The organism is Ochrobactrum sp. BTU2 (genome assembly GCF_024539785.1).
GTDB lineage: Bacteria > Pseudomonadota > Alphaproteobacteria > Rhizobiales > Rhizobiaceae > Brucella > Brucella anthropi.
Genome location: NZ_JAHWRG010000002.1, coordinates 400,268 through 424,572, shown reverse-complemented (window position 1 = coordinate 424,572; position 24,305 = coordinate 400,268). Strand labels below are relative to the sequence as shown.

Genomic DNA, 24,305 nt, shown 5'->3' with positions numbered 1-24,305 from the left:
AGCCCCTCAAATATGGGTTTTCGACGATGCGTTTCAAACTCTCAATTCCGGCATGGCTCCCGATTTTTGCGATGATGGCGTCTTTTATGGCGGCAAGCCCCATCACTACGGCGCAGGCGCAGGAGGATCCGACCGGTCTCGAAGACGCACTGCCGACCGAGCAGCTTTCACAGGTCAAGATCGTCGGTTTCGGCGACAGCCTCATGGCGGGCTATCTGCTGCCGGCCAATGCCGCCTTTCCGCAGCAGCTTGAAAAGGCACTCAACGACAAGGGTGTCGAGGTTTCGATCGAGAATGCGGGCGTGTCGGGCGACACGACCACGGGCGGGCTTTCGCGCATCGACTGGTCCGTTCCCGATGGCACCGATCTGGTCATCCTTGAACTGGGTGCGAATGACGCGCTGCGCGGCATCGAACCCGACATTACCGAAAAGAACCTCGACGAGATGCTGGCGCGCCTGAAGCAGCGCGGCATTTCGGTCATTCTTGCCGGCATGATGGCCCCGCCCAACATGGGCAAGGACTATGCCGCCAAGTTCAACCCGATCTATCCGAAGCTGGCACAGAAATATGGCGTGCCGCTCTACCCGTTTTTCCTCGACGGCGTAGCAACCAAGAAGGACTTTCTGCTCGAGGACGGAATGCACCCCAATGAAAAGGGCGTCGAAACGATGGTGTCTAACTTTATGCCCACTATCGAAAAGAGCCTGACGAACATGCAAAATAAGGGGACATCGGGAGGCTGACGCCGGTCGGGAGCATAAACAGCTTGCTCCCGGACTCAAACTTTGATTCGCTGCAGTTGCATCAACTTAACCGAATCAATTCGGCAGGTACGATGCACTGACTCTCTAGGCTAGAGTGTCCTTTATGCATCCTTTGGATGCCCGGCGCTCTGGCATGGAACGCTTCGAGGAGGATGCCTTATGCCGCGTCTTTTCACTGCCCTCGAAATCCCGCGCGACGCCGCGCTTTCGCTCTCGTTGTTGCGAGGCGGTCTTCCCGGCGCACGCTGGATTGATGTCGAAAACTACCACATAACGCTGCGTTTTATCGGAGATGTGGAAGGCCACGTGGCCGACGAGGTTGCCAATGCGCTTGATCGCGTGCGGCGGCCGGAATTCATGCTCAACCTGTCGGGTGTCAATGCTTTCGGTTCCAAAAAGCCGCACAGCATCTATGCGGGTGTATCCCCTTCGCCTGAGCTCAACGCATTGCAGGCGGAAATCGAACGGATCTGCCGGCGACTTCACATTCCCGCCGACCCGCGCAAGTTCACGCCCCATGTGACACTGGCGCGGCTGAGAAATCCCCGCATCGAGGATGTGGTGCGCTATCTCTCCTCACGTGGCAACTTCGCGACGCTGCCCTTCAAGGTGGGACGGTTCGTGCTGATGTCGTCACGCGATTCCGTCGGTGGCGGACCTTATATCGTGGAGGAAGCCTGGCCTTTGGTTGCCCGTTCCGGCCAGAACTGGTCGGCAAGCGCGATGGAGGCTGCCAGAACCATCCGGTAAACCTTTTCGAAGTCCCCGGTCCCGCCGTAGTAGGGATCGGGGATTTCAACTGCCCGCCCTTCTGCAATCTCCGCGAAAAGCCCGATATGCGCGTCTGCACTTGCGGGCCTGCGCTCAGCGATCATCCGCATATTGTAACGGTCCATCCCAAGGATCAGGTCAAAACGGCTGAAATCACCGGCGATGAGCTGTCGGCAGCGCTGTGCGGAAATGTCGAGACCATGATGCGCTGCAACGCTGATGGAGCGCTCGTCCGGCTCCTCGCCGGTATGATAGCCATTGGTTCCGGCAGAATCGACCAGCACATGGCGGATGCCGCGCTTTTCCAGCACATGCCCCATCACGCCTTCGGCAAGCGGAGAACGGCAGATATTGCCTGCGCAAACGAAAAGAATGCTGGTCGGGGCTTGTGCGGCTACGGATACGATCACGGAACTCTCGCGCTCATGATAAGTTAGTTCAGGAACCGCAACATAGGCGAAAGACGATGGCACGCAACCGGCTGACAGAAAATGAACTGAACGAAGCGCTCACTGAACTGGATGGCTGGCAGAAGGTCGACGGACGCGAGGCGATTGCCAAGAGCTTCAAGTTCAAGGATTTCAATGCCGCCTTCGGTTTCATGACGCGCGCAGCGCTCCATGCGGAAAAGCTCGACCATCACCCTGAATGGTTCAATGTCTACAACCGCGTCGATGTTACGCTCGCTACCCATAGCGAGAACGGCATTACGGAACTCGACATCAAGCTTGCGCGCAAGATGAATGCGATAGCCTGAATTTAGAGCTTTGAAATATAGACGTAAATCTTCCGGCGATCATAATTGAAGCTGCCATCTGGATTGCGGCTGGAATAGGGTAGAACGCGGGTAAGATTGATGCGATCCTGCCAGTTCTGCCCGAGTTTGCCGCCATGGACACCCCGGATATGAACATCGCCGAGCGAAATTGCGGCATGGAAAATATGTCCGGCCTGAACATCATAAAAGCCGATTGCTTTGCCGAATGGCAGTGCCGAATAGCCGTTCCATTGTTCGCCCGCCCTGAAATTCAGGATCGGTATCCAGTTCTGGCTGGATGTGCCGCGCAAAGTGTTGAGCGAAATTCCGGCTCCGAAGAGAAACCGCAGATAGACGGCGGCATCGTAGCATCCCGCCTCCGACAGATCGACGGTGATGTAATTATCTTCGCTTCCAGCAGCCAGTAGCTGGTTGCCGCGAAACAGCCGTGTTGAACGGTCGCTGCGGATGAAATTTTCCCCATAGCCGGTCAAATGCATCAAAACCTCCATTCGTTCGGCATCGCTCCAGTGCGGTCCAAGCCGTTTGGTGAGCAATCCGGTCGAATCTGTATTTTGGGGATTTGACGGGGGCGTTGTAGCTGATGGTTCTTGCAGGATAGGACTACGGGGAAATCGAACTGGCCTTGCAAGAGCGGTACAAACTCCCCATTTTTTACCGGTCAGAACCCGCATTCGATGATTGGAATCGGGACGACAGGAGTTGAACGAGAATGGATGACGTCAGAATCGGTGAAATCCTCGAACCCGGCAGCGAGAGCGAATTCAAGAAGCGCAGCGAACGGGTGAAGAACGGATTCTGGAAGGCCGCGCGCCGCGCCGGTCGCATGGTGCCATTCATGGATGAGGTGGTGGCAGCCTATTACTGCGCGCTCGACCAGAGGACCCCAACCCATGTGCGCATGACCCTGATGGCGGCGCTCGCCTATTTCGTCCTACCCTTCGACGCCATTCCCGATATTCTGGCCGGTATCGGCTTCACCGATGACGTTGCCGTGCTGATGGCAGCGCTGACAGCCGTTCGTGCCCATATCACACCGGCGCACCGGCTGGCCGCGCGACAGGCACTTGAGGATGAGGGAGCAAGGGAATAGCGGCGGCTGATCACAGCTATGTGATTCTGGCTACTTTGCTTCAATTGCCCCCCGCTTTTTTCCTTATTTCCCTAGTTCCGACATCCTATCCCCCTTCAACATATTGCCTTAATCCCCTGCTGCCTTATTGCCTTATCCCCACGAACACACTCTCGCCGCTTTCTTTTAATTCAAGTGGAGCCAAGGGATGGCGGGGCGACTTAGCTGCTCATTCAAGTTTTCTTTCGAAACTTCACCGTTTGGTAACCCAGATTAAGGCAATTTAATCGGCAACTGAGCGGGACGGCGTGATGAACGGCGGCATCCCGATATTCAAGTTTGAAGCAAACGAAAGAGAACCGGTAAAAACCAATGCTTGGAAAATCGATCGTCGCGGCTTCTGTGTTCATGATTGGGATGGCGGGTTCGGCACTCGCCCAGACCCCGAGCCAGATCAGCCAGTTCAATGCCTGGGGCGCCTACAGCTATCAGTCGGGCAACGGCAAGGTCTGCTATGTCCTCTCCGTACCGACCCAGAAGGCTCCGGCCAATGTCGATCACGGTGACAACTTCTTCCTCGTGAGCCAGAAGCCCGGCCAGAACATCTCGTTCGAACCGCAATTCATGGCCGGTTACGACCTCAATACCAATGCCAAGGTCGTCGTCTCCATCGGCAACCGCAACTTCAACATGTTCGTCAACGGTAAGTCCGGCTGGATGGAAAATGCAGCGGAAGAGCCGCAGCTCATCGCAGCCATGCGCGGCGGTTCGGAAATGAAGGTGCAGGCACAGTCGAAGCGCGGCACCAAGACCAACTATACCTATTCGCTGAAGGGTATTTCGGATGCGCTGAAAGCCATCCAGAAGTGCAAGTAATCCTCGCGATTGGACAACTTTCAAAGCCGGGCTTGCGCCCGGCTTTTTCTTTTGCAGCCTTGCTCCCCGCCGTCATGCATAGCGACCGGATTTCATGTGGCCGGATTTCATGTGGGATGACGAATGCGATATTGTGTGCTAAGAGCGCGCGCAACAGGGGTCGCAAAGCCAAGTGCCGGACCCTATTTATCCATGCATTCGGGCCAGATTATCTGGCGAAGCTTATCGACGCGCTTCAGCCGTCGTCTCCAACAGTTGAAAACAGATGTCCATTTCGTTCGACCTTACCATTGATGATACGCGCGACCAGCTTGCCCGCCATGCGCGCGCCAGCCTGGAGGCAAAGCCGTCGCTCATCGGCATGTCGCGCGAGGAAATGGCCGAAGCGCTGATCAAGGCCGGTGTGCCCGAGCGTCAGGTGAAGATGCGCATCAGCCAGCTCTGGCATTGGCTCTATGTGCGCGGCGTTTCCGATTTCGCCGACATGCGCAATATTTCCAAGGATTTGCGCGCTATGCTGGCGCAGCATTTCACCATTGCGCGGCCTGAAGTGGTCGAAGAACAGATTTCGCAGGACGGCACCCGCAAATGGCTGTTCCGTTTTCCGCCGCGCGGCGCAGGCCGTCCGGTCGAAATTGAAAGCGTCTACATTCCCGAAGAAGGGCGCGGAACGCTCTGCGTTTCCTCTCAGGTCGGCTGCACGCTCACCTGCTCGTTTTGCCATACCGGCACGCAGAAGCTGGTGCGCAATCTGACCTCTGAAGAAATTCTGGCGCAGCTTTTGACCGCCCGCGACCGGCTCGGCGATTTCCCGGACAAGGATACACCAGACGGCGCCATGGTGCCCGCCGAGGGCCGCAAGATCACCAATATAGTGATGATGGGCATGGGCGAGCCGCTCTATAATTTCGAGGAAGTGAAGAAGGCGCTGATTATCGCTTCCGATGGCGATGGCCTGTCGCTTTCCAAGCGTCGCATCACGCTTTCGACCTCCGGCGTCGTGCCGGAAATCTATCGCACCGGCGACGAGATCGGTGTGATGCTCGCCATTTCGCTGCACGCCGTGCGCGACGAGTTGCGCGACATTCTGGTGCCGATCAACAAGAAGTATCCGCTGGAACAGCTCATCAAGGCTTGCCGCGAATATCCGGGCCTGTCCAATGCAAAGCGCATCACCTTCGAATATGTGATGCTCAAGGACATCAATGACAGCCTTGAGGATGCCAAGCTGCTGGTAAAGCTTTTGCAGGGCATTCCGGCCAAGATCAATCTGATCCCGTTCAACCCGTGGCCCGGCACCAATTACCAGTGCTCGGAATGGGAGCAGATCGAGAAATTTGCCGATTATGTAAACGCAGCTGGCTATGCATCGCCGATCCGCACCCCGCGCGGTCGCGACATTCTCGCGGCCTGCGGCCAGCTTAAGTCGGAATCGGAGCGCATGCGCAAGAGCGAGCGCCTTGCACTCGAAGCCATGATGATTGCCGGGCATGGTGAATAACGGGGTGAATAAACCGATGGGTGAGCGCGCTTGAACGATACTTTCGACTACATAACGCGCTTCGCCATCGTGGTATTCGGCTATTGCTGCGGTGTATTGACGGCAGGCTGGTTTCTCGCCGCCATCCTTTTCCGCACCCTCGGGATCGATTCCTTCATGAGCGATTTCGTCATGATGGCAAGCGACCCGGATGCCGGTTCGCTCTTTGCAGCCACCAGCTTCTGGAGCGCCGTCTTCGTTGGCGGTTTTGCCATTGCAGCCATGGCTGGCGGGTTCAGCTTTGTGCCCGCACTCATCCTCATCATTCTGGCTGAAGCGCGCGGTTACAAATCGTCCCTGTTCTATTGTGTTGCGGGCGCCCTGATCGGGCTTGCCGCCGCAGGCGCATCGCTTCCGTTCAGCGATGGCCGGAGCGTGCCGGAAAGCTCGCTCTGGATCGCAGCCATAGCAGGCGCCGGTGTCGTCGGCAGCTTCGTCTACTGGCTGCTGGCAGGGCGCAATGCTGGGCGGCTTTTAACTCGCCCGGTTGAATAAAATCCATCTTCTTTTTCGCATTGTCCTACGCATCGAAGCGGGATCAGAAATCAGTCCAGTGGACTGATTTCCCCGCGGAGACGCTTCGCACTTTTGCTGGAAATGGCTTTTTCATTCGCATTGTCCTACGCAAAACCGCTTCGCACTTTTGCTGGAAATGCTCTATTTTGCCTGTGCTGTGATGATCTTCAGCGCAAAGGCCGAGAATACACCCGCAAACATCCAGTCCACGATGCGCGTCACGGTCGGGTTCTTTTTCAGGAGCCCGGCGAAACGATCTGCCGCCACCACCATCGGAATGGTGAAGGGCAGCGCCATCGGAATGAACGACAGGCCGAGGAAGAACAATTTACCCATGGCATGCGGGTCATGCGCGGAGACGAACTGCGGCAGGAAGGTCATGTTGAACAGGATGATCTTCGGGTTCAAAAGGTTGATGCCAAGACCGGTCAGCCAGTTCTGGAACAGCGTATGCTTCTTGCCGCCATTCTTTTCCGGCGAGAAGGCCGATCCCTTGCGGATCGCCTGCACGGCCAGCCAGACCAGATAGCCCGCCCCCACCACTTTCAGCGCCGTAAAAGCTGCAGGAGACGCCAGAATGAGCGCCGAAAGGCCGAGCGCCACCATGGTTGTGTGAATGACGATGCCGGTGCTGGCGCCAGCCATGCAGGCAAAACCTGCGGCCTTGCCTTCGGACAGGGCGCGCCCGACGAAAAGCGTCATGTCAGGACCGGGGGTAATGGAAAGGATCGCGGTTGCTATCGCGAACTGGACAAAAATCGTCCATTCGGGAATGAAGGTCAGGTTTGTCAGAAAAGACATCGAAATGTGCTCCAAGAGATGGCGCACGCTAGAATAATTTCCGGGCAAATGAAACAGTGGAATGGAGACAGAAATGCTGCTGATCGTAGGGACCGTCCGCCTGCCGCCGGAAAACTTCGCCAAAGCGCGTGAAGCCATGCAGCGCATGATCTCCGCCAGCCGGGCGGAGGATGGCTGTGTGGACTATGGCTATGCCGCAGATATTCTCGAACCGGGTCTCATCCATGTGAAGGAGATGTGGCGCGACCGTGCTTCGCTCGACCGGCATTTTGCCTCCGCCCATATTGCCGAATGGCGTGCGGCCTGGCCTGGGCTTGGTATTGGCGACCGCAAACTCGTTGTTTATGAAGTTGGCGAACCACAGATCACGTAATCCGCATGAGTTTTCGCGATAAGTCGCAGCCCTTCGGCTTGCACGCTGCTTGGCAACTGCTAAAAGAACTACGGACAAATTTTGGGCGCCGCTCTGGAGCGCCTGATGAGACGGAAGTTTATTATGAGCAAGTGGAAAGACGTTAAGAAAGTCGTTCTCGCCTATTCGGGCGGCCTCGACACCTCGATCATCCTGAAGTGGCTTCAGACGGAACTCGGCGCGGAAGTTGTGACCTTCACTGCCGATCTCGGTCAGGGCGAAGAACTTGAGCCAGCCCGCAAGAAGGCGGAAATGCTGGGCATCAAGGAAATCTTCATCGAGGACGTGCGCGAAGAATTCGTGCGCGATTTCGTTTTCCCGATGTTCCGCGCCAATGCCGTCTATGAAGGCGTCTACCTGCTCGGCACCTCGATTGCCCGCCCGCTGATCTCCAAGCACCTGATCGAAATCGCCAGGAAGACCGGCGCCGACGCCATCGCGCACGGCGCGACCGGCAAGGGCAACGACCAGGTTCGTTTCGAGCTTTCGGCCTATGCGCTGAACCCGGACATCAAGATCATCGCCCCATGGCGCGACTGGTCGTTCAAGAGCCGCACGCATCTGCTCGAATTCGCCGAACAGCACCAGATTCCGGTTGCCAAGGACAAGAAGGGCGAAGCGCCGTTCTCCGTCGACGCGAACCTGCTGCACTCCTCGTCCGAGGGCAAGGTTCTGGAAGATCCGGCTGTCGAGGCACCGGAATATGTGCATATGCGCACCATTTCACCGGAAACCGCGCCCGACAAGGCAACGATCATCAAGATCGGCTTTGAAAAAGGTGATGCCGTTTCGATCAATGGCGAACGTCTGTCGCCAGCAACGCTGCTTGCCAAGCTCAACGACTATGGCCGCGACAATGGCATCGGTCGTCTCGACCTCGTGGAAAACCGCTTCGTCGGCATGAAGTCGCGTGGCGTCTACGAAACGCCGGGCGGCACGATCCTGCTGGCAGCACACCGCGCCATCGAATCGATTACGCTCGACCGCGGTGCGGCGCACCTGAAAGATGAGCTGATGCCGCGCTATGCGGAACTGATCTATTACGGCTTCTGGTTCTCGCCGGAACGCGAAATGCTGCAGGCCGCCATCGATCACAGCCAGCGCCATGTTGAAGGCGAAGTCACGCTCAAGCTCTATAAGGGTAATGTGATGGTGATCGGCCGCGAATCGGACAAGTCGCTTTATTCCGACAAGCTCGTCACCTTCGAAGACGATCAGGGTGCTTACGACCAGAAGGACGCCGCAGGCTTCATCAAGCTCAATGCACTGCGTCTGCGCACGCTTGCTGCGCGTGATCGCAAATAAGCATATCCCATCCGGACAAAAGCCCGCCTTCCCGGCGGGCTTTTTGTTTTTAGAGCGGAACAATTGTCTTTGTGCTCTGGATGACCGGCAGGATCGCATGAGATCAAGCGGCGTGTTTTATACCCGCCAGCATCTTTTCTTCACCGGGACGCAAAGTCAGCACCCGCACGCCATTCGCGGTGACTGCGACCGTATGCTCGAACTGCGCTGACAATTTTCCGTCGCGCGTCACCACCGTCCAGCCGTCCTCTTCGGTCTTCACCTTGGCCGTTCCCTGATTGAGCATCGGCTCGATGGTGAACACCATGCCTTCGCGCAGACGCACGCCGGTGCCGGGCTTGCCGAAATGCAGAACCTGCGGTTCCTCGTGCATCTCGCGGCCGATACCGTGGCCGCAATATTCCCGCACGATGCTGTAATCATGCCGCTTGGCGTGACGCTCGATGGCATGGCCGATATCGCCCAGCGTCGCGCCGGGTCGCACGGCAGCAATCCCCTTCCACAGCGCCTCATAGGTCACACGGACCAGCCGCGAGGCGAAGGGGGCAACCTCGCCGACCATGTAGGTCTTGCTGGAATCGGCGATATAGCCGTCCTTTTCCAGCGTGATATCGAAGTTGATGATCTCGCCGTTTTCAATGATCTCATCATCCGACGGCATGCCGTGGCAGACGACTTCGTTCTTGGAACTGTTCAGCACATAGGGATAGTCATATTGCCCCTTGCTGGCAGGCCGCGCCTGCAATTCGCGGGTGATATAATCCTCGACCAGATCGTTGACCTGCATCGTGGTCATGCCTGCCAGAGGTGTGCGGTCGAGAAGCGCAAAAACAGAGGCAAGCAGCGCGCCGGATGCCGCCATTTTCTCCACTTCGGCAGGGGTCTTGGTCATGACGACTGCACAGTAAGAACGGGCAGAACCGGCAGCTCGACCTGCGCTGCGCGCAACTGCATCTGCACGATCTCGTTGAACGACAGGTCGGGATAAGCCTGCGCCAGCATGCCGATCTTCATCCAGTATTCAGCCTGCGCATTGATCGAACGGCACATGACGTCACTCGCCTTGCGCAGTTCCTCATGCAGTTCGTCAGCGATTTTCACGATACCCATATCATTGTCCAGACCATACGGTTCATATATGGATCATATATAAACCGCATATATCCATCGATCAAGCTCCCCTGATTTTCATTCGCATGTTCAAATCCGCTTGCATTTAATACGGCACCTTACTATCAGGTACCGTATGGAGATAATCGAACAAAAGCATCGCGCCCTTCTGGGTGAAATGGAACGCCGGCACAGCCCGTCCACCGACGCGCTGAAAACCTGCTTTGAAGTTTTGTCGCTTGCTGCGGCCATTGACCGGGATTGCGCCAGCCGGCTGGCACCGCACAAGCTTTCGGAGGGCAAGTTCGTCCTGCTGTTTCTGCTGCACAATGTGCCCGGCGGCCTCTCGCCGCACGAGCTTTCAGAACGCGCAGGTGTCACGCGTGCCACCATCACCGGCCTGCTGGACGGGCTGGAGCGCGATGGTTTCCTCAAGCGTCACGCGGATAGCGAGGACCGCCGCAAACTGACTGTCCGGCTGACATCCGAAGGGGCGCTGCTGGCGCAACAGCTTTTCGAACAACATACCGCATGGATTGCAAGCCTGATGAGCGATCTCTCGTCAGGCGAACAGCAGCTTCTCAGCACCTTGCTGCGCCGTATCTGGAGCCGCACCGATGCCGGTCGCTCTTTCAAGATCAATGAAACCCTAAGGGATATGACATGACCTATTACCTCGCCGAGCTTTATTCCCCGAAATCGAGCTGGCACGCGCTCGATGCTGAAGGCAGGCAGGCCTTCTTTGAGAAAGTCGGCGCGGGTATGGGCGGGCTTGGCGCGCTCGGTATCGAGGCCTTGGCATTAGGTCCCGTCGACGCGACAAAGTCTTTTGCGCCCAGCCAGAGTTTCTTCGCCATCTGGCGTTTCCCGGATGAAGCAGCTCTCGACATGCTGATTGCCGGAATCACCGCCACCGGCTGGCATGATTATTTCGACACGATCAATGCGGCGGGTGCAGGCACCGACCTTCCCGGCCATCTGGCGCAACTGGCAGGCGTGCCTTTCAGGGACGCCGCCTAATCCAAAACCACTATCGCGATGATAGAGCGTATCCCGAAAAGTGTGAAACGCCTACGCAAGGAAATCAGTCCACTGGACTGATTTCTGATCCCGCTTGACTCTTGCCTCGCTCGATTCAATACTAGAACATATAGAGAACAAAAAGATGGAATCTAGACGTGAGCGGCATCGACATCGCGGCGCTGCGGCGCATGGTTACGACCATTGAAGGCAACGATCCGCAAGGCAGTTTTGCAAATCAGGGGCAAACGGGCTTCGGGCGGGCGCGCAGTTTCACGCTCGGCCTTGCCGGAGCGGATGCTGCCTTTCCGCATGGTCTGGCAGGCGACGCGCTGCATGAGGTTTTTGCCGAAAACCCCGGCGCGCATATGGCTGCGACCGGCTTTGCGCTCGCCTTTGCCGCCCGTGCGGCAGAACGCGCCATAGAGCCTCGTCGCCCGATTATCTGGATCGAGGAAGAAAGTGCTGCAAGTGAATATGGCGGGCTTTATCCGCCGGGACTTCATGCCTTCGGGATCGATCCGTCGCGACTTCTGATCGTGCGCTGCCCCACGGCACAGGATGTCCTGAAGGCGGCAAATGATGCGCTGGAAGCCGGAACCGGCGGCAAGGCTTCGCATCTTGTTTCCGGCGTCGTCGCCTCGGTGACAGGCCAGCCGAAATGCCTCGACCTGACCGCTTCGCGTCGTCTGCTTCTGGCAACCGAAACCGCGCAGCTGCCCGTCATCCTGCTCCGGAGCCATCGGACGGCTGTGCAAAGCGCTGCCGTCAGCCGCTGGCGGGTGGCGCCCGCGCCGTCCCGTTCAAGTGGAGCGAACGCACCCGGCAAGCCTGTCTTTTCGGCGGTTCTGGAACGCAATCGCCACGGCACATGCGGGCAATGGATCATGGAATGGAACAATGAAACCCAGGAATTTGGTGCTAACGAACGGGATGGCAGAACGTCTGTTTCTCGCCCTCTGGTTTCCGTTTCTGCCGACCGACCGGCTTCGCAACAGCGCTCCGCCTGACGGTAAACCGCGCCTGCCTTTGGTTGTGACCGAACGCACGGCCAATGCGCTGCGCCTGACAGCAGTGGATGCCGGAGCGGCAAAGCTCGGCCTTTTTCCCGGTATGGCACTGACGGATGCGCGCGCCCGCGTGGAACGGCTTGAAGTGGCAACGGCAGCACCGGAACATGATGCGGCATTGCTCAAGCGTCTTGCCCATTGGTGCGAGCGCTACACGCCGCTTGTCGCCTTCGATGAGCCGCATGGGCTGATGCTCGACATAACCGGCTGTGCGCATCTTTTTGGCGGGCTCGACGCCATGCGTGCCGATGCAATCCGGCGTCTGGAACGGGCCGGGCTTGGCGTACAGGCGGCGATTGCCGATAACAGTTTTGCCGCGCGGCTTCTGGCACGGAGAACGAAGGGCAGTGTCTTCAGCAGAGCAGAGGCCGACCGCTTGCTTCCCCGCCTGCCGCTCTCCGCGCTTGAACTGACGCAAGCTGCCGAAACCGGCCTCAAGCGCGCCGGATTGAAACGCATCGGCGATGTGATGGGGCTTCCGCGCGCCGCACTCACCGCCCGCTTCGGCACCGATCTTGCGACCCGGCTCGACCGGCTGGCGCGGCAGGAGCGCGCGCCGATTTCCCCCATGCGCATCATGCCGCTCAGTACCGTCGAGCGCCGCCTGTCAGAGCCGGTTACCGCAATGGAACTGGTCGAACGCATCTTGCAGGAACTGGCGCAGGAGCTTTTTGCGCAGCTTGAACCGGAGGGCAAAGGCGCGCTTCTGATTGAGGCCTCCTTCTTCCGTGTCGACGGCGAAATGCGTCATATCCACATCGAGACCGGCCAGCCCTTGCGCAGCGACAAGGTTTTCCTGCGCCTTGCGCGTGAAAGGCTCAACGCCTTGACCGACCCGCTCGATGCAGGTTTCGGCTTCGACATGATCCGGCTGGCAGCGCTGCGCAGCGCGCCAATCGCCCAGCGCCAGACGGGGCTCGACCAGCATGAGGAAGATGAAGCGGGGTTTAGCCAGCTTGTCGACCGGCTTTCGGCGCGGCTTGGACAGAACCGCGTTCTCGTCTCCTTTTCGCGCAACACGCATATTCCTGAACGGGCTTTCGGCCTGCGCCCTGCTCTGCACACGGACAGCAAGGGCGAAGCCGATTACGAAAACACAGTAGCACTTCCCCCAGCACTTCCCAACGACCCGCCTCTGCGTCCCATAAAACTGTTTCGCCCGCCGCAGTTGATTGAAAGCGTGGCGGAAGTGCCCGACAGTCCGCCTTCGTTTTTCCTGTGGCGGCGGGTGCGCCATCATGTGCGCCTTGCCGAAGGACCTGAAAGGATCGAACCGGAATGGTGGCTCGCAATCGGTCACACGGTTCCGGAACTGCGCGATTATTACCGGGTGGAAGACGAGAACGGCCAGCGCTTCTGGATTTTCCGCGAAGGCCTTTATGACGGTGCCAATCATCCGCGCTGGTTTTTACACGGACTGTTCGCGTGATGGCTCATTATTTCGAAATGGCTGCTGCCAGCAATTTCTCCTTCCTTTGCGGCGCTTCGCATCCGCAGGAACTGGTAGCGCGTGCGCATGAGCTTGGCCTGTCCGGCATCGGCATTGCCGACCGCAACACGCTGGCCGGTGTGGTGCGGGCACATGCGGCATGGAAGGATTTTCGCGACAAGAGCGATTTCCGGCTTTTCATCGGCTGTCGCCTGTCCTTCACCGACGGCACGCCGGATATGGTCGTCTATCCGCGTGATCGCGCTGCCTATGGGCAATTGTGCCGCCTGCTGACGGAGGGCAAGGCACGCGCCGCCATCAAGGGCGAATGCCATCTCGAATGGGGCGACCTGCTGTTTCGCGCCCGACAGTTCCAGATCGCGGTCTTTGCGCCTGAAGACCACGAGCCGGATTTTGCCGCGCGCCTGACCGAGATTGCGCAAGCTGCCCCCGGCTCGGTCTGGTTGGCGCTCGCCATGCCGCATCAGGGCCATGACGGGCGCCGGGCCGAACGCATCGCCCGCTTTGCAGCCGAAGCCAATGTGCCGCTGCTCGCCACCAATGACGTGCTCTATCATCATCCCGACCGCCGCGCGCTTCAGGATGTGCTGACGGCAACCCGCCACCACACGACTGTTTTCGCAGCCGGGCAGCTTCTCGAAAAGAACGCCGAACGCCACCTGAAACCACCAAAGGAAATGCTGCGGCTGTTCCGCGACTACGCTGAAGCAGTCGAGGCTACCGCCGATTTCGTCGCGCCCATCACTTTTCAGCTTGATGAGCTGAAATATGATTATCCCGACGAGCCGGTGCCACTTGGCAAGACGCCGCAACAGCATCTGCATGATCTCACCTGGGCAGGTGCTGCCCGTCATTACGGTGCGGACAGCATCCCGCCGAAGGTGCAGGCGCTGATCCACAAGGAACTGGCGCTGATCGAAAAGCTGCAATATGCTGCCTATTTCCTCACCGTCTATGACATTGTGCAGTTTGCTATTTCCAAAAACATTCTGTGTCAGGGACGTGGTTCGGCGGCCAATTCCGTTGTCTGCTTCTGCCTTGGCGTCACCGGTGTGGACCCGACACAGGTCGATCTCCTGTTCGAGCGCTTTCTTTCGGTCGAGCGAAAGGAACCGCCGGATATCGACGTCGATTTCGAACATGAGCGGCGCGAAGAGGTGATGCAATATGTCTATGACCGCTACACCAGAGACCGTGCGGCCATTGTCGCAACCGTCATCAGCTATCGGTCCCGCAGCGCCATTCGCGATGTCGGCAAGGCGCTGGGCCTGACTGAGGATGTGACGGCGGCGCTCGCCAATACGGTCTGGGGCATATCGGGCGGCGGCATCGACAAGCAGCATATCAGACAGGCGGGTCTCGACCCCGACAATCCCATCATCCGACGCGCGGTGGAACTGGCCATCACGCTGATCGGCTTTCCGCGCCACCTGTCCCAGCATGTCGGCGGCTTCGTGCTGACCCGTGATCGACTGGACGAGACCGTGCCCATCGGCCCGGCGGCGATGGAAGACCGCTCCTTCATCGAATGGGACAAGGACGATATCGACGAGGTGGGGCTGATGAAGGTCGATGTGCTGTCGCTCGGCATGCTCACCTGCATCCGCAAGGCCTTTGATCTCATTCACCAGCACAAGCCGGAAAAATATGATGGCAAGAAGCTGACGCTGGCCAATTTGCCGCGCGAAGACGAAGCCGTGTACGACATGCTGTGCAAGGGAGATTCGCTCGGCGTGTTTCAAGTGGAAAGCCGCGCCCAGATGAACATGCTGCCACGCCTGCGCCCGCGTGAGTTCTATGATCTCGTCATCGAGGTCGCCATTGTGCGGCCCGGCCCCATTCAGGGTGACATGGTCCATCCCTATCTGCGGCGGCGAAACAATGAGGAACCCTGCACCTTGCCATCGCCAGCGCCGGAGTACGGGCCGCCCGACGAGTTGCTACAAATTCTCGGTAAGACCAAGGGCGTGCCGCTGTTTCAGGAACAGGCGATGCGCATTGCCATGGAGGCTGCAAAATTCACACCGGATGAGGCCAACCAGTTGCGCCGCGCCATGGCCACTTTCCGCAAGATGGGCACCATCCATACGATGGAGACAAAGATGATCGAAGGCATGGTCAATCGTGGCTATGACCGGACCTTTGCCGAAAACTGCTTCAACCAGATCAAGGGTTTCGGCGAATATGGCTTTCCCGAAAGTCATGCGGCAAGCTTTGCCCATCTGGTCTATATTTCCGCGTGGATCAAGTGCCACCATCCGGAAGTGTTCGCCGCCGCGCTTCTCAATTCCCAACCCATGGGTTTTTACGCACCCGCCCAGATCGTGCGCGATGCCCGCGAGCATGGCGTGACGGTGCTGCCCGTCGATGTTAATTTCAGTCACTGGGATAATATGCTGGAGGATACGCTCGATATCCGACCGGCGCTCCGGCTGGGTTTCCGCCAGATCGACGGGTTTTCCAAACGGGACACCGAACTCCTGATTGCCGACCGGCAGGAGCCTTACCGCACCATCGAGGACATGCATCGGCGTCTCCGGCTCGACCGGCGCGCCTTCACGCTTTTGGCCGATGCCGATGCCTTCGGCTCACTCGATATCGACCGCCGCGCAGCACTGTGGGCCGTGCGCCGTCTGCCCAATGACGAAACGCTGCCGCTGTTCCGCGCCGCCGCAACCAGCGAACTGGCGGAGGAACCGCGCACAAAACTTCCTGAAATGGCCGCTTCCGAGCATGTGATTGCCGATTACGAGACGACGCGGCTCTCGCTGAAAGGGCATCCGCTGCAATATCTGCGCGAGGGTCTGGCAGCGGAAGGCGTTTCAACCTGTCGCGCAGTGCAGGAAGGTGCCGATGGACGCCGCATGAAAGTGGCGGGCGTCGTCACCGTGCGCCAGCGCCCCGGCAGCGCCAAGGGCGTGGTGTTTCTCACCATCGAGGATGAAACCGGCATCGCCAATATTGTCGTCTGGCCGAAAATCATGAAAGCGTTTCGCCGCGAAGTAATGGGCGCGCGGCTGATCCATATCGAAGGTCGCCTCCAGCGCAGTCCCGAAGGGGTCGTGCATCTGGTGGCGTCAAAGCTGCAGGATCGTTCGGCAGCACTGATCGAAATGAGCGGACGCGAAGCGCAGCGCCTCGTCGCTCCATCCCAGATGGCGCATCATCCGCGGAATGTAAAAATCATGCCGAACTCGCGAGACTTTCATTGAGCAATCACGCGCTCCGAAGCCCGTTCGCTATTTTGGCTATGACGCGACGAAAATGGTGCAATTCGAGAACCGGAGCGGAGTGTACTTTAAAGTGTGTCGCATTTTATCGTAGTCATACGACACGCTTTAAGTTTTTGTTTTCCTGCATGTCTTTATCCCAAAACCGGTTCCCACTTTTGGGAGACATGCATTAGGTACATGAGCACCGGAAGCGCAGAAGTGCGCCATTTGCAGACCGTCAGAGCCGAAATAGAGCGGGCTTCAGTTCCATGCGCCAACGAAAAACACAGCACAATAATGCAGTGCCGCGCCCACCACGACAAAGCCGTGCCAGATGGCATTCTGAAACCGCAGGCGCTCCCAGACATGGAAGATCACCCCCAACGAATAGACCATGCCACCGGCTGCAATCAGCCAGAAAACGGCTGGCGGCAGCGATTGCACCATGGTGTCGTAGACCATGACGCCGCTCCAGCCGAGCGCCAGATAAAGCAGGATCGACAGCCGGTCGAAACGTCCCGGCATGAACAGTTTCAGCATGATGCCGACGAAAGCCACGCTCCAGACGAAGAGAAGCAGCGGCAGAGCGCGGTCGCCCATATGCATGGCAAAAGGCGTGTAGGTTCCGGCGATCAGCAGATAGATCGCCGAATGGTCGAAACGGCGCAGGAACCATTTGGTCGGGGAAACCGGCCAGATATTGTAGACGGCCGAAATGCCGAGCGCCGCCAGAAGGCTCGCGAGATAGACCCCCGACGAAATCGAGGTCGCCGCAGGCATGTTCGGCAGGAAATAGATCAGCATGGCAATGGCGCCCGCAAGCGCCAGCCCGACACCCAGAACATGGATGACGCCATCGGCCCACAATTCGGCCCGGTCATATTTCCATTTGACTGGATGAGGCAGTCTTACATTCATGAAATTTCCCTGTCGTCGGTTCCAGAGCGCGTTTCGATCTGATTGGGTCAGATCGGCGCTCTAGTCCTTTGTTTTAACGCGCATCTTTTCCGAAAACCGTTTCACACTTTTCGGGATGCGCTCTCAACAGGAAACTGCCATCGCTTTGCAGCGTCAAGATGACAGTTGGTTGATAGGAAGTTTATTGCGCTGCCGGTGCGTAGGAAGCCTGAATGGGAGCGACGCCGGGGAGCGGTGCTGTCCCACCTTCCGGCAAGGATGCCGGCTGGATGGAAGCGGCTGCGTCACGGGTCGGTCCGTTGCGCTTCCAGCTTCCGTCGAGGCCGGTTTCCTGCAACAGTCCCTTGCGCTTGGCATCGTAATAATAGCCCCGCGCATAATAGCGGACTGCCTGGCTTTCATCACCGCCCGCGACCTTATAGGCGCCGGACAGATAGCGAACCGCATATTTCAGATTGGTTTCCGCATCGAGCAGACCCTTGGCCGCGCCCGTATAACCCATGCCGCGCGCAGTCGGATGGCTGATCTGCATCAGGCCCCAATAAGGTCCGTTGCGGGCGCCCGGATTGAACCGGCTTTCGCGATGCACGACCCGGCGCACAAGGCGTTCCGGCACGTCATAGGCGACGGAATATTTGGTGATCAGCGCATCGAGTTCTTCCGGCGCATGATCCGGTGTCTCAAACGCCATATTGGCGGCAACGGATGCCGGCGAAGCGGCAGCCTGCGCACCGGCATAGGCCATCATCGGTTCGGACTGGCCACGAATGCCGGGAATGGGAACAACGGCAGGCAGGACCGGATCGGAAGGATCGGTCACGGCTGCGACGGTCTGCGTTCCGGCAGCAGCGCCCGCATCGGCAGTCGCCGTGCCTGCGGCATTGGCCGTGGCACTGGCAGCGCTGCCTGCTGCGGAAGCGGTCTGGCTGGAGGTATCGGTCTGCGTGATCAGCGCCGTTTTCACGGGCTTGCCGTCATTGGTGGTGTTGCAGGCGCTGAGCGCCACGGCACAACCAAGAAGCATGAGGCCCTTGCGGACCAGACCAGCGGAGGAAGAAGAGGAAAGCGCGTAACGCATGACCGGATCCGTTCTCAGGAATCGAAATCTTTTTCGATGCGTTTTTCAAGCTCGACCAGATCTTCAGGCAGAGGCAAACCACTGGCCCGCAGCGTATTGAGCTTCTCGCGAACCGTTTCACGGATTTCATGAGCGTCTTGCGGCTGATTCACCATTTGCTCGAAAAGCAGCGCAATTTCCGCCTTGATGTCCTCGAATGCCATCCAGATCCTCTTGGCTTTACAGGCATCGGAAAGCGCCCGTTTCAGTCAATATTCTTTCGGTCGATGAGGATCATGTACCATGCAAAAGACGGCAAACGGAAGCGCTAAACGTCGGGGCTCGGCCAAAATGAATATTTCAAATGGTAACAAAAAGATTAACGCACTCACAAAATGCGCGGTGACATTGCATCTACCACATTGAAATCAAAAGCAAAAATACCGAGATCATCGAAGTCTAGACCGCCGTTTGGATCGAAGAGATAAATGCTCATCCAGACGAGCGCGATCACGAGCACAATTGCCAGAATCATGAGAATCAAAAGGCGTCGCCCGAGCGCGGTCTTGCGACCCGCTCCTTCCGGCGGCTGTTTGGCCATAGTCAATTGCTGCCTTGTTCAATCGTCATTGGTCGCGTTCAGTTCATCCGGCGGTGTGCCGTGTTCGGGCTCCGCCGACAGATAGCCCTCACGCACCAGCCATTTGCGCAGGATAAGCGTCATCGCCTCGGTCTGGTTGAGACCAGGATGCTTTTCGGCGATGAAGCGCTCCAGAGCGTCGTGCACGTCATCGGGAAGATAGATGCTCATTCATGCTCCTCCACGTGAAGAGAATCAGACTACGGTTACGGTGAGGGTTTCCACGCCGTCGACCTTGCCTTCCAGACGGTCGCCGCGCTTCACCGGTCCGACGCCCGCAGGCGTACCTGTAAAGATAAGATCGCCGGGTTGCAGCTCAAAGAGCGAAGACAGGTAGGAAATGGTTTCCGCCACCTTCCAGATCATCTGGTTGAGGTTGCCCGACTGGCGGGTTTCGCCATTGATGGCGAGCGAAATCGCAGCCTTTTCCGGGTGGCCGATTTCCGACACCGGCACGATGGCCGAACAGGGTGCGGAGTGTTCGAAAGCTTTCGCGACTTCCCACGGGCGCCCGGCCTTCTTGGCCACGGCCTGCAGGTCGCGGCGCGTCATGTCGATGCCAACGGCGTAGCCATAAACATGGTCCAGCGCCTTTTCGACAGCAATGTCGGTGCCCCCGGCCTTCAGCGCCACCACAAGTTCGATCTCGTGATGCACGTCCTCGGTCTTCGGCGGATAAGGGAAATCACCGCCTTCGATCACGAGGCTGTCCGGGTTCTTCTGGAAGAAGAAAGGCGGGTTGCGAGTCGGATCACCACCCATTTCGATGGCGTGATCAGCGTAGTTCTGGCCGACGCAATAGATGCGGTGCACGGGAAAGCGCGCGTCCGTTCCCTTCACAGGCAAAAAAGGCTGCGGAGGCGGCGCAAAAACATAAGTCGTCATGGGGAACTATTCCGGTCGGAAACTGATGAAGCGATTTTCCCATCATGCAGACGCAAGCGCATCGCCGCAACCCTTGAAAGGCGCAATTCCCTGTTATCGCCCGTCCGAGACCACGACAAAATCCGCCTTGCGCGACTGCGCTACCACGAGTTCGGCATTGGGAATGTCGTTGGAAAGGGCGCGGTTTCGGGCGGTTTCGGCATCGAAACCGAAGCTGAGCCAGCGTTCGATCAGGCGACGCTCCAGCTCTGCAAAGGGCACATCCAGATAGAGCGTCATGTCGAAAAAGGGAGCAAGCTGCGTCCATGGTTGCTGATCGAGCAGCAGATAATTGCCTTCGACCAGAAGCACGCGATGCTCCGGGCCGACCACGGATGCCGCAGCGCGGGACAGCTCCAGAGAACGGTCGAAAACCGGAATGAAGATTTCGCCCTCTGCCTGTTTCAGTCGCTGCAGCAACACCGCAAATCCGGCGCAGTCGAAAGTGGGCGGCGAGCCCTTGCGGCTCAGCAATCCACGCTGATCGAGAATCCCGTCATCAAGATGGAACCCGTCCATGGGCACGACGATGGACGGCGTTTCGCCGCCCTTGTTGATGGCATGGAGCAGATAGTCGGAAATGGTGGATTTTCCGGCTCCCGGCGGGCCTGCGATGGCCACGATCAGGCGCTTGTCGGTTTCCGCCAGCCGCGCAAGAATTTCCGAAGGCAGGGCTTCGCGCTCAATAGGCGTCATGTCCGGTTTCCGTGATTCGTCCTGTCACCGTGTTAAAGGCGCAGCAACCCTGTTCAAGCGCAAGTGGTCAAGCCGCTTCCTTCGGTCTCATCGCCCCGGTCATCAGCGCCACGGCATCAGACATGGAATATTCCTTCGGGTCGATGACCGTCAGGCGGCGTCCGAGCCGGTGAATGTGGATGCGGTCGGCAACCTCGAACACATGCGGCATGTTGTGCGAGATGAGCACGATGGGCATGCCGCGCCGCTTCACGTCTTGAATAAGCTCCAGTACGCGGCGCGATTCTTTGACGCCAAGCGCCGCCGTCGGCTCGTCCATGATGACCACCTTGGAGCCGAAGGCGGCGGCACGCGCCACCGCAACGCCCTGACGCTGGCCGCCCGAAAGGGTTTCCACCGCCTGGCCGATATTCTGGATCGTCATCAGGCCCAGTTCGGACAGTTTTTCGCGCGCGATCTTTTCCATCGCACCGCGATCCAGCATGCGGAACAGCGAGCCAAGCGGCCCCTTGCGGCGGATTTCACGACCCAGAAACAGATTGTCGGCGATGGAAAGCGCAGGCGACAAAGCAAGGTTCTGATAGACCGTCTCGATGCCCGCCTGCCGTGCTTCCATCGGTGAATGAAAGCTGACCGGCTTGCCGTCGAGCAGGATTTCCCCTTCATCCGGCTTGATCGCGCCGGACAGCGCCTTGATAAGCGAGGACTTGCCGGCGCCATTATCGCCGATGACCGCGAGGATTTCGCCGGGATAGAGATCGAAGTCGGCATGGTCGAGTGCGGTGACGCGACCATAGCGCTTGACCAGACTTCTGCCAGACAGAACAGGCGTGGTGTTCGTTTTCATGCGGCAGCCTTTCTGATCCACTGGTCTATGGCGACGGCGGCAATGATGAGAACGCCGATCAGGAGATAGGTCCATTGCGGATCGGTGCCCCACAGGCGCAGCCCCAGCGAAAACACGCCGACGATCAGCGCACCGAACATGGTGCCCAGAATGGAACCGCGTCCGCCGAAGAGCGAAATGCCGCCGATCACCACTGCGGTGATGGATTCGATATTGGCGAACTGGCCTGCGGTCGGCGACACAGAACCGAGACGACCGATCATCGCCCAGCCTGCAAGCGCGCAGATGATACCGGCCAGCACATAGACCGACATGAGGATCGGCTTGACCGAGACGCCGGAAAGCTGTGCCGCTTCGGGATCGTCACCGATGGCATAGACGTGCCGTCCCCAGGCAGTGTGGTTCAGCACATACCAGAACAGCAGAACCAGAAGCACCATCGCAATGACGCCATAGGTAAAGACCGCGCCACCAAAGCGGATGCTCTCGCCGAAGAATTGCAGGATCGGCGCTTCCGCCGTGATTTCCTGCGCGCGGATCGTCTCGTTGGCGGAATAGAGGAAGTTTGTGGCGAGGATCACCTGCCACATGCCGAGCGTTACGATGAAGGGCGGAAGGCGGACATAGGCCACCAGAAAGCCGTTGATGAAGCCGCATAGCGCGCCGGTAGCAAAGCCGCACAGAACGGAAAGTTCGGCGGGAAGCCCATAGCGGAAGGTGAACTGGCCCATCACCACCGATGACAGGACCATGATGGCACCGACCGAAAGATCGATACCTGCGGTCAGGATCACAAGCGTCTGCGCCACGGCAATGATGCCGGTGATGGCGACCTGTTGCAGAATGAGCGTCAGCGCAAAAGCGGAGAAGAACTTGCCGCCAAGCGTGATGCCGAACACCAGCAGCGACAGGACGAGCACGATCAGCGGCACGGCAGCGGGATTGTGATGCAGGAAATTCCGCATCCGATAAAGCAGCGACTGGTCGCCCGCATCGAAAGAGGCGACATCAGCCGCGCTCTGCGCCAGCGTCTTTTCATAGTCCTGCATAGACGGTTTTTGTGCAGCGGAAGCCGCCTGTGGCTCACTCATGTCTGTCTCCTGCCTTCACCTGCAGAAAGGTTCGGCAAATCCTACGACCTGCCGAACCAGAACCCAAAGAGCCTATCAGCCCCAGCACTTGTCGAGTGCGGTCTTCGTGTCGATGGACGGAACGCCTTCCACCGGCTTGTCGGTGACAAGCGACACGCCGGTATCGACGAAGTCCTTGCCTTCGGTCGGCTTCGGCTTTTCACCCGTATCAGCAAACTTCTTGATCGCCTCGATACCGAGTGCCGCCATCTGCAGCGGATATTGCTGCGAAGTCGCGCCGATCACACCGGCCTCGACATTCTTCACGCCGGGGCAACCGCCATCGATGGAAACGATCAGCACGTCTTTTTCGCGACCGACGGCCTTCAGCGCCTCATAGGCACCGGCGGCGGCAGGTTCGTTGATGGTGTGGACGACATTGATGTTCGGATCCTTCTGGAGAAGGTTTTCCATCGCGCGACGTCCGCCTTCTTCGTTGCCATCGGTCAGGTCGCGACCGGCAATGCGCGGATCATCCTCGTCACCGAGTTTGGTCTTGTCTTTCGGGTCGATGCCGAAACCGGTGGCAAAACCCTGATCGCGCAGAACGTCGACGCTCGGCTGCGATGCGGTGAGGTTGAGAAAGGCAACCCGCGCATCCTTGGCCTTGTCACCGAGTGTTGCCGCTGCCCATTTGCCGACCAGTTCACCGGCCAGGAAATTGTCGGTTGCAAAGGTTGCGTCCGCCGCATCGGCAGGCTCAAGCGGCGTATCGAGCGCGATGATGAGCAGGCCCGCATCGCGTGCCTTCTGCAGCGATGGCACGATGCCCTTGGTGTCGGAAGCCGTGATGAGAATGCCCTTGGCGCCATCAGCAATGCAGGTTTCGATAGCTGCAACCTGGCTTTCGGAATCGCCGTCGATCTTGCCCGCATAGGTCTTGAGATTGACGCCCAGCTCCTTCGCCTTGGCGATAGCGCCTTCCTTCATCTTGACGAAGAACGGATTGGTATCGGTCTTTGTGATGAGGCACGCGCCGACATCGGCGGCATTCGCTGGCCCAGCAACAGGCAACGCGGCAGCGCCAAGCGCTAAGGCAGCAAAGGCTGCCGACAGAACTGTCTTCTTCATGGACTCCTCCCAGATTGAAACCGGTCCTCTTCCCCCGGCAGAAGAGAAGCAAAACACGGCTTCAAAACAGAGTCAATTAATAAATCCACTTGATTTATTAATATGCTGTGTCACTCTGGAAGACGGAGGAGAGAGGATCGAAAGAGGCAGGCACCGAGCCCACTGCCGCGCCGCATGATCGGTCTTAAAGACTGAATCAAAAAGCGGCAGGCCGAGGCGAAAATGGTGATTTTCGAGTACCGGAGCGGAGCGTACTTAAAGGTACGTGAGCACCGGAACGTAGAAAGGCGCTATTTGGAGACCGGCATGGTGACTTTTGGAG

Annotated in this window: 29 protein-coding genes; 14 read left to right on the top strand and 15 right to left on the bottom strand. The window is 58.4% G+C overall.

Annotation, left to right across the window (positions count from 1 at the left end; all coding sequences use genetic code 11):
* Positions 1 to 26 precede the first annotated feature (26 nt).
* Both KWJ32_RS06720 and thpR read left to right on the top strand, forming a co-directional pair.
* Positions 27 to 746 carry an arylesterase gene (locus tag KWJ32_RS06720; protein ID WP_011982321.1) on the top strand — a complete coding sequence of 240 codons (720 nt, stop codon included), beginning with the start codon at positions 27 to 29 and terminating at the stop codon, positions 744 to 746.
* Positions 747 to 926: 180 nt separating this feature from the next.
* The gene (thpR, locus tag KWJ32_RS06715) at positions 927 to 1,517 is read left to right on the top strand and encodes an RNA 2',3'-cyclic phosphodiesterase (RefSeq protein ID WP_010657900.1); all 591 of its coding nucleotides are present in this window, start codon (positions 927 to 929) and stop codon (positions 1,515 to 1,517) included.
* On the opposite strand, the gene KWJ32_RS06710 is transcribed toward thpR, so the two are convergent.
* Positions 1,427 to 1,948, bottom strand: coding sequence for a low molecular weight protein-tyrosine-phosphatase (locus tag KWJ32_RS06710; RefSeq protein WP_011982320.1), 522 nt, complete (start codon positions 1,946 to 1,948; stop codon positions 1,427 to 1,429). The genes thpR and KWJ32_RS06710 overlap by 91 nt on opposite strands.
* A gap of 56 nt (positions 1,949 to 2,004) precedes the next feature.
* Here KWJ32_RS06710 and KWJ32_RS06705 point away from each other — a divergent pair, with 56 nt between their 5' ends.
* Positions 2,005 to 2,295 (top strand): 4a-hydroxytetrahydrobiopterin dehydratase, encoded by a 291-nt coding sequence (locus tag KWJ32_RS06705; protein WP_010657898.1) that lies wholly within the window; start codon positions 2,005 to 2,007, stop codon positions 2,293 to 2,295.
* A 2-nt stretch (positions 2,296 to 2,297) separates the two neighbouring features.
* On the opposite strand, the gene KWJ32_RS06700 is transcribed toward KWJ32_RS06705, so the two are convergent.
* The gene (locus KWJ32_RS06700) at positions 2,298 to 2,795 is read right to left on the bottom strand and encodes a hypothetical protein (protein ID WP_231771270.1); all 498 of its coding nucleotides are present in this window, start codon (positions 2,793 to 2,795) and stop codon (positions 2,298 to 2,300) included.
* A gap of 233 nt (positions 2,796 to 3,028) precedes the next feature.
* On the opposite strand from KWJ32_RS06700, the gene KWJ32_RS06695 reads away from it, so the two are divergent.
* From KWJ32_RS06695 to KWJ32_RS06680, 4 genes are all read left to right on the top strand, one after another.
* Positions 3,029 to 3,409, top strand: a complete 381-nt coding sequence (locus KWJ32_RS06695; protein ID WP_011982318.1) for a YkvA family protein — start codon at positions 3,029 to 3,031, stop codon at positions 3,407 to 3,409.
* 351 nt (positions 3,410 to 3,760) lie between these two features.
* Positions 3,761 to 4,264, top strand: coding sequence for an invasion associated locus B family protein (locus tag KWJ32_RS06690; RefSeq protein ID WP_010657895.1), 504 nt, complete (start codon positions 3,761 to 3,763; stop codon positions 4,262 to 4,264).
* A 265-nt stretch (positions 4,265 to 4,529) separates the two neighbouring features.
* A complete protein-coding gene (gene rlmN / locus KWJ32_RS06685; RefSeq protein ID WP_029926026.1) occupies positions 4,530 to 5,765 on the top strand; it encodes a 23S rRNA (adenine(2503)-C(2))-methyltransferase RlmN in 1,236 nt (411 codons plus the stop codon).
* A 30-nt stretch (positions 5,766 to 5,795) separates the two neighbouring features.
* A complete protein-coding gene (locus KWJ32_RS06680; protein WP_151691164.1) occupies positions 5,796 to 6,299 on the top strand; it encodes a hypothetical protein in 504 nt (167 codons plus the stop codon).
* A gap of 162 nt (positions 6,300 to 6,461) precedes the next feature.
* Here the strand turns inward: KWJ32_RS06680 and KWJ32_RS06675 are convergent, their stop codons facing one another.
* Entirely contained in the window at positions 6,462 to 7,121 is a 660-nt protein-coding gene (locus KWJ32_RS06675; RefSeq protein ID WP_010657892.1) for a LysE family translocator, read from the bottom strand.
* Between the two features lie 73 nt (positions 7,122 to 7,194).
* On the opposite strand from KWJ32_RS06675, the gene KWJ32_RS06670 reads away from it, so the two are divergent.
* Entirely contained in the window at positions 7,195 to 7,494 is a 300-nt protein-coding gene (locus KWJ32_RS06670) for a putative quinol monooxygenase (protein ID WP_029926030.1), read from the top strand.
* Positions 7,495 to 7,617: 123 nt separating this feature from the next.
* The gene (locus KWJ32_RS06665; RefSeq protein ID WP_040129026.1) at positions 7,618 to 8,838 is read left to right on the top strand and encodes an argininosuccinate synthase; all 1,221 of its coding nucleotides are present in this window, start codon (positions 7,618 to 7,620) and stop codon (positions 8,836 to 8,838) included.
* 103 nt (positions 8,839 to 8,941) lie between these two features.
* Here KWJ32_RS06665 and map read toward each other — a convergent pair whose 3' ends face one another.
* Positions 8,942 to 9,730 (bottom strand): type I methionyl aminopeptidase, encoded by a 789-nt coding sequence (map, locus tag KWJ32_RS06660; protein WP_151609701.1) that lies wholly within the window; start codon positions 9,728 to 9,730, stop codon positions 8,942 to 8,944.
* A complete protein-coding gene (locus KWJ32_RS06655; RefSeq protein ID WP_061344766.1) occupies positions 9,727 to 9,948 on the bottom strand; it encodes a ParD-like family protein in 222 nt (73 codons plus the stop codon). Before KWJ32_RS06655 ends, map begins: the two co-directional genes overlap by 4 nt.
* A 136-nt stretch (positions 9,949 to 10,084) precedes the next feature.
* On the opposite strand from KWJ32_RS06655, the gene KWJ32_RS06650 reads away from it, so the two are divergent.
* The 5 genes from KWJ32_RS06650 to KWJ32_RS06630 all read left to right on the top strand — a co-directional run bounded on the left by KWJ32_RS06650 (position 10,085) and on the right by KWJ32_RS06630 (position 16,700).
* Positions 10,085 to 10,615, top strand: coding sequence for a MarR family transcriptional regulator (locus KWJ32_RS06650; protein ID WP_151609699.1), 531 nt, complete (start codon positions 10,085 to 10,087; stop codon positions 10,613 to 10,615).
* On the top strand, positions 10,612 to 10,968 hold the full coding sequence (locus tag KWJ32_RS06645; RefSeq protein ID WP_011982310.1) for a DUF6616 family protein: 357 nt from the start codon (positions 10,612 to 10,614) through the stop codon (positions 10,966 to 10,968). The genes KWJ32_RS06650 and KWJ32_RS06645 overlap by 4 nt, the downstream gene beginning before the upstream one ends.
* Before the next feature lie 158 nt (positions 10,969 to 11,126).
* A complete protein-coding gene (locus KWJ32_RS06640) occupies positions 11,127 to 11,978 on the top strand; it encodes a hypothetical protein (RefSeq protein ID WP_094514613.1) in 852 nt (283 codons plus the stop codon).
* Positions 11,914 to 13,467 carry a DNA polymerase Y family protein gene (locus tag KWJ32_RS06635; RefSeq protein ID WP_151609770.1) on the top strand — a complete coding sequence of 518 codons (1,554 nt, stop codon included), beginning with the start codon at positions 11,914 to 11,916 and terminating at the stop codon, positions 13,465 to 13,467. Before KWJ32_RS06640 ends, KWJ32_RS06635 begins: the two co-directional genes overlap by 65 nt.
* A complete protein-coding gene (locus KWJ32_RS06630) occupies positions 13,467 to 16,700 on the top strand; it encodes an error-prone DNA polymerase (protein WP_151609697.1) in 3,234 nt (1,077 codons plus the stop codon). The genes KWJ32_RS06635 and KWJ32_RS06630 overlap by 1 nt, the downstream gene beginning before the upstream one ends.
* A 261-nt stretch (positions 16,701 to 16,961) precedes the next feature.
* Here KWJ32_RS06630 and KWJ32_RS06625 read toward each other — a convergent pair whose 3' ends face one another.
* From KWJ32_RS06625 to KWJ32_RS06580, 10 genes are all read right to left on the bottom strand, one after another.
* On the bottom strand, positions 16,962 to 17,618 hold the full coding sequence (locus tag KWJ32_RS06625; protein WP_010657882.1) for a hemolysin III family protein: 657 nt from the start codon (positions 17,616 to 17,618) through the stop codon (positions 16,962 to 16,964).
* A gap of 181 nt (positions 17,619 to 17,799) precedes the next feature.
* The gene (locus KWJ32_RS06620; RefSeq protein WP_040129029.1) at positions 17,800 to 18,696 is read right to left on the bottom strand and encodes a lytic transglycosylase domain-containing protein; all 897 of its coding nucleotides are present in this window, start codon (positions 18,694 to 18,696) and stop codon (positions 17,800 to 17,802) included.
* Between the two features lie 14 nt (positions 18,697 to 18,710).
* Entirely contained in the window at positions 18,711 to 18,899 is a 189-nt protein-coding gene (locus KWJ32_RS06615; protein WP_010657880.1) for a hypothetical protein, read from the bottom strand.
* Positions 18,900 to 19,063: 164 nt separating this feature from the next.
* Positions 19,064 to 19,276, bottom strand: coding sequence for a hypothetical protein (locus KWJ32_RS06610; RefSeq protein ID WP_011982305.1), 213 nt, complete (start codon positions 19,274 to 19,276; stop codon positions 19,064 to 19,066).
* A gap of 18 nt (positions 19,277 to 19,294) precedes the next feature.
* Positions 19,295 to 19,486, bottom strand: coding sequence for a hypothetical protein (locus KWJ32_RS06605; protein WP_010657878.1), 192 nt, complete (start codon positions 19,484 to 19,486; stop codon positions 19,295 to 19,297).
* Positions 19,487 to 19,510: 24 nt separating this feature from the next.
* Positions 19,511 to 20,200, bottom strand: coding sequence for a fumarylacetoacetate hydrolase family protein (locus KWJ32_RS06600; protein ID WP_151609695.1), 690 nt, complete (start codon positions 20,198 to 20,200; stop codon positions 19,511 to 19,513).
* A 93-nt stretch (positions 20,201 to 20,293) separates the two neighbouring features.
* Complete coding sequence (locus KWJ32_RS06595) at positions 20,294 to 20,935, bottom strand: nucleoside/nucleotide kinase family protein (protein WP_011982303.1); 642 nt, start codon at positions 20,933 to 20,935, stop codon at positions 20,294 to 20,296.
* A 67-nt stretch (positions 20,936 to 21,002) separates the two neighbouring features.
* The gene (locus KWJ32_RS06590) at positions 21,003 to 21,782 is read right to left on the bottom strand and encodes an ATP-binding cassette domain-containing protein (RefSeq protein WP_125300500.1); all 780 of its coding nucleotides are present in this window, start codon (positions 21,780 to 21,782) and stop codon (positions 21,003 to 21,005) included.
* Positions 21,779 to 22,873, bottom strand: coding sequence for an ABC transporter permease (locus KWJ32_RS06585; protein ID WP_010657874.1), 1,095 nt, complete (start codon positions 22,871 to 22,873; stop codon positions 21,779 to 21,781). Before KWJ32_RS06585 ends, KWJ32_RS06590 begins: the two co-directional genes overlap by 4 nt.
* A 75-nt stretch (positions 22,874 to 22,948) precedes the next feature.
* On the bottom strand, positions 22,949 to 23,983 hold the full coding sequence (locus tag KWJ32_RS06580) for a sugar ABC transporter substrate-binding protein (protein WP_029926053.1): 1,035 nt from the start codon (positions 23,981 to 23,983) through the stop codon (positions 22,949 to 22,951).
* Positions 23,984 to 24,305 lie beyond the last annotated feature (322 nt).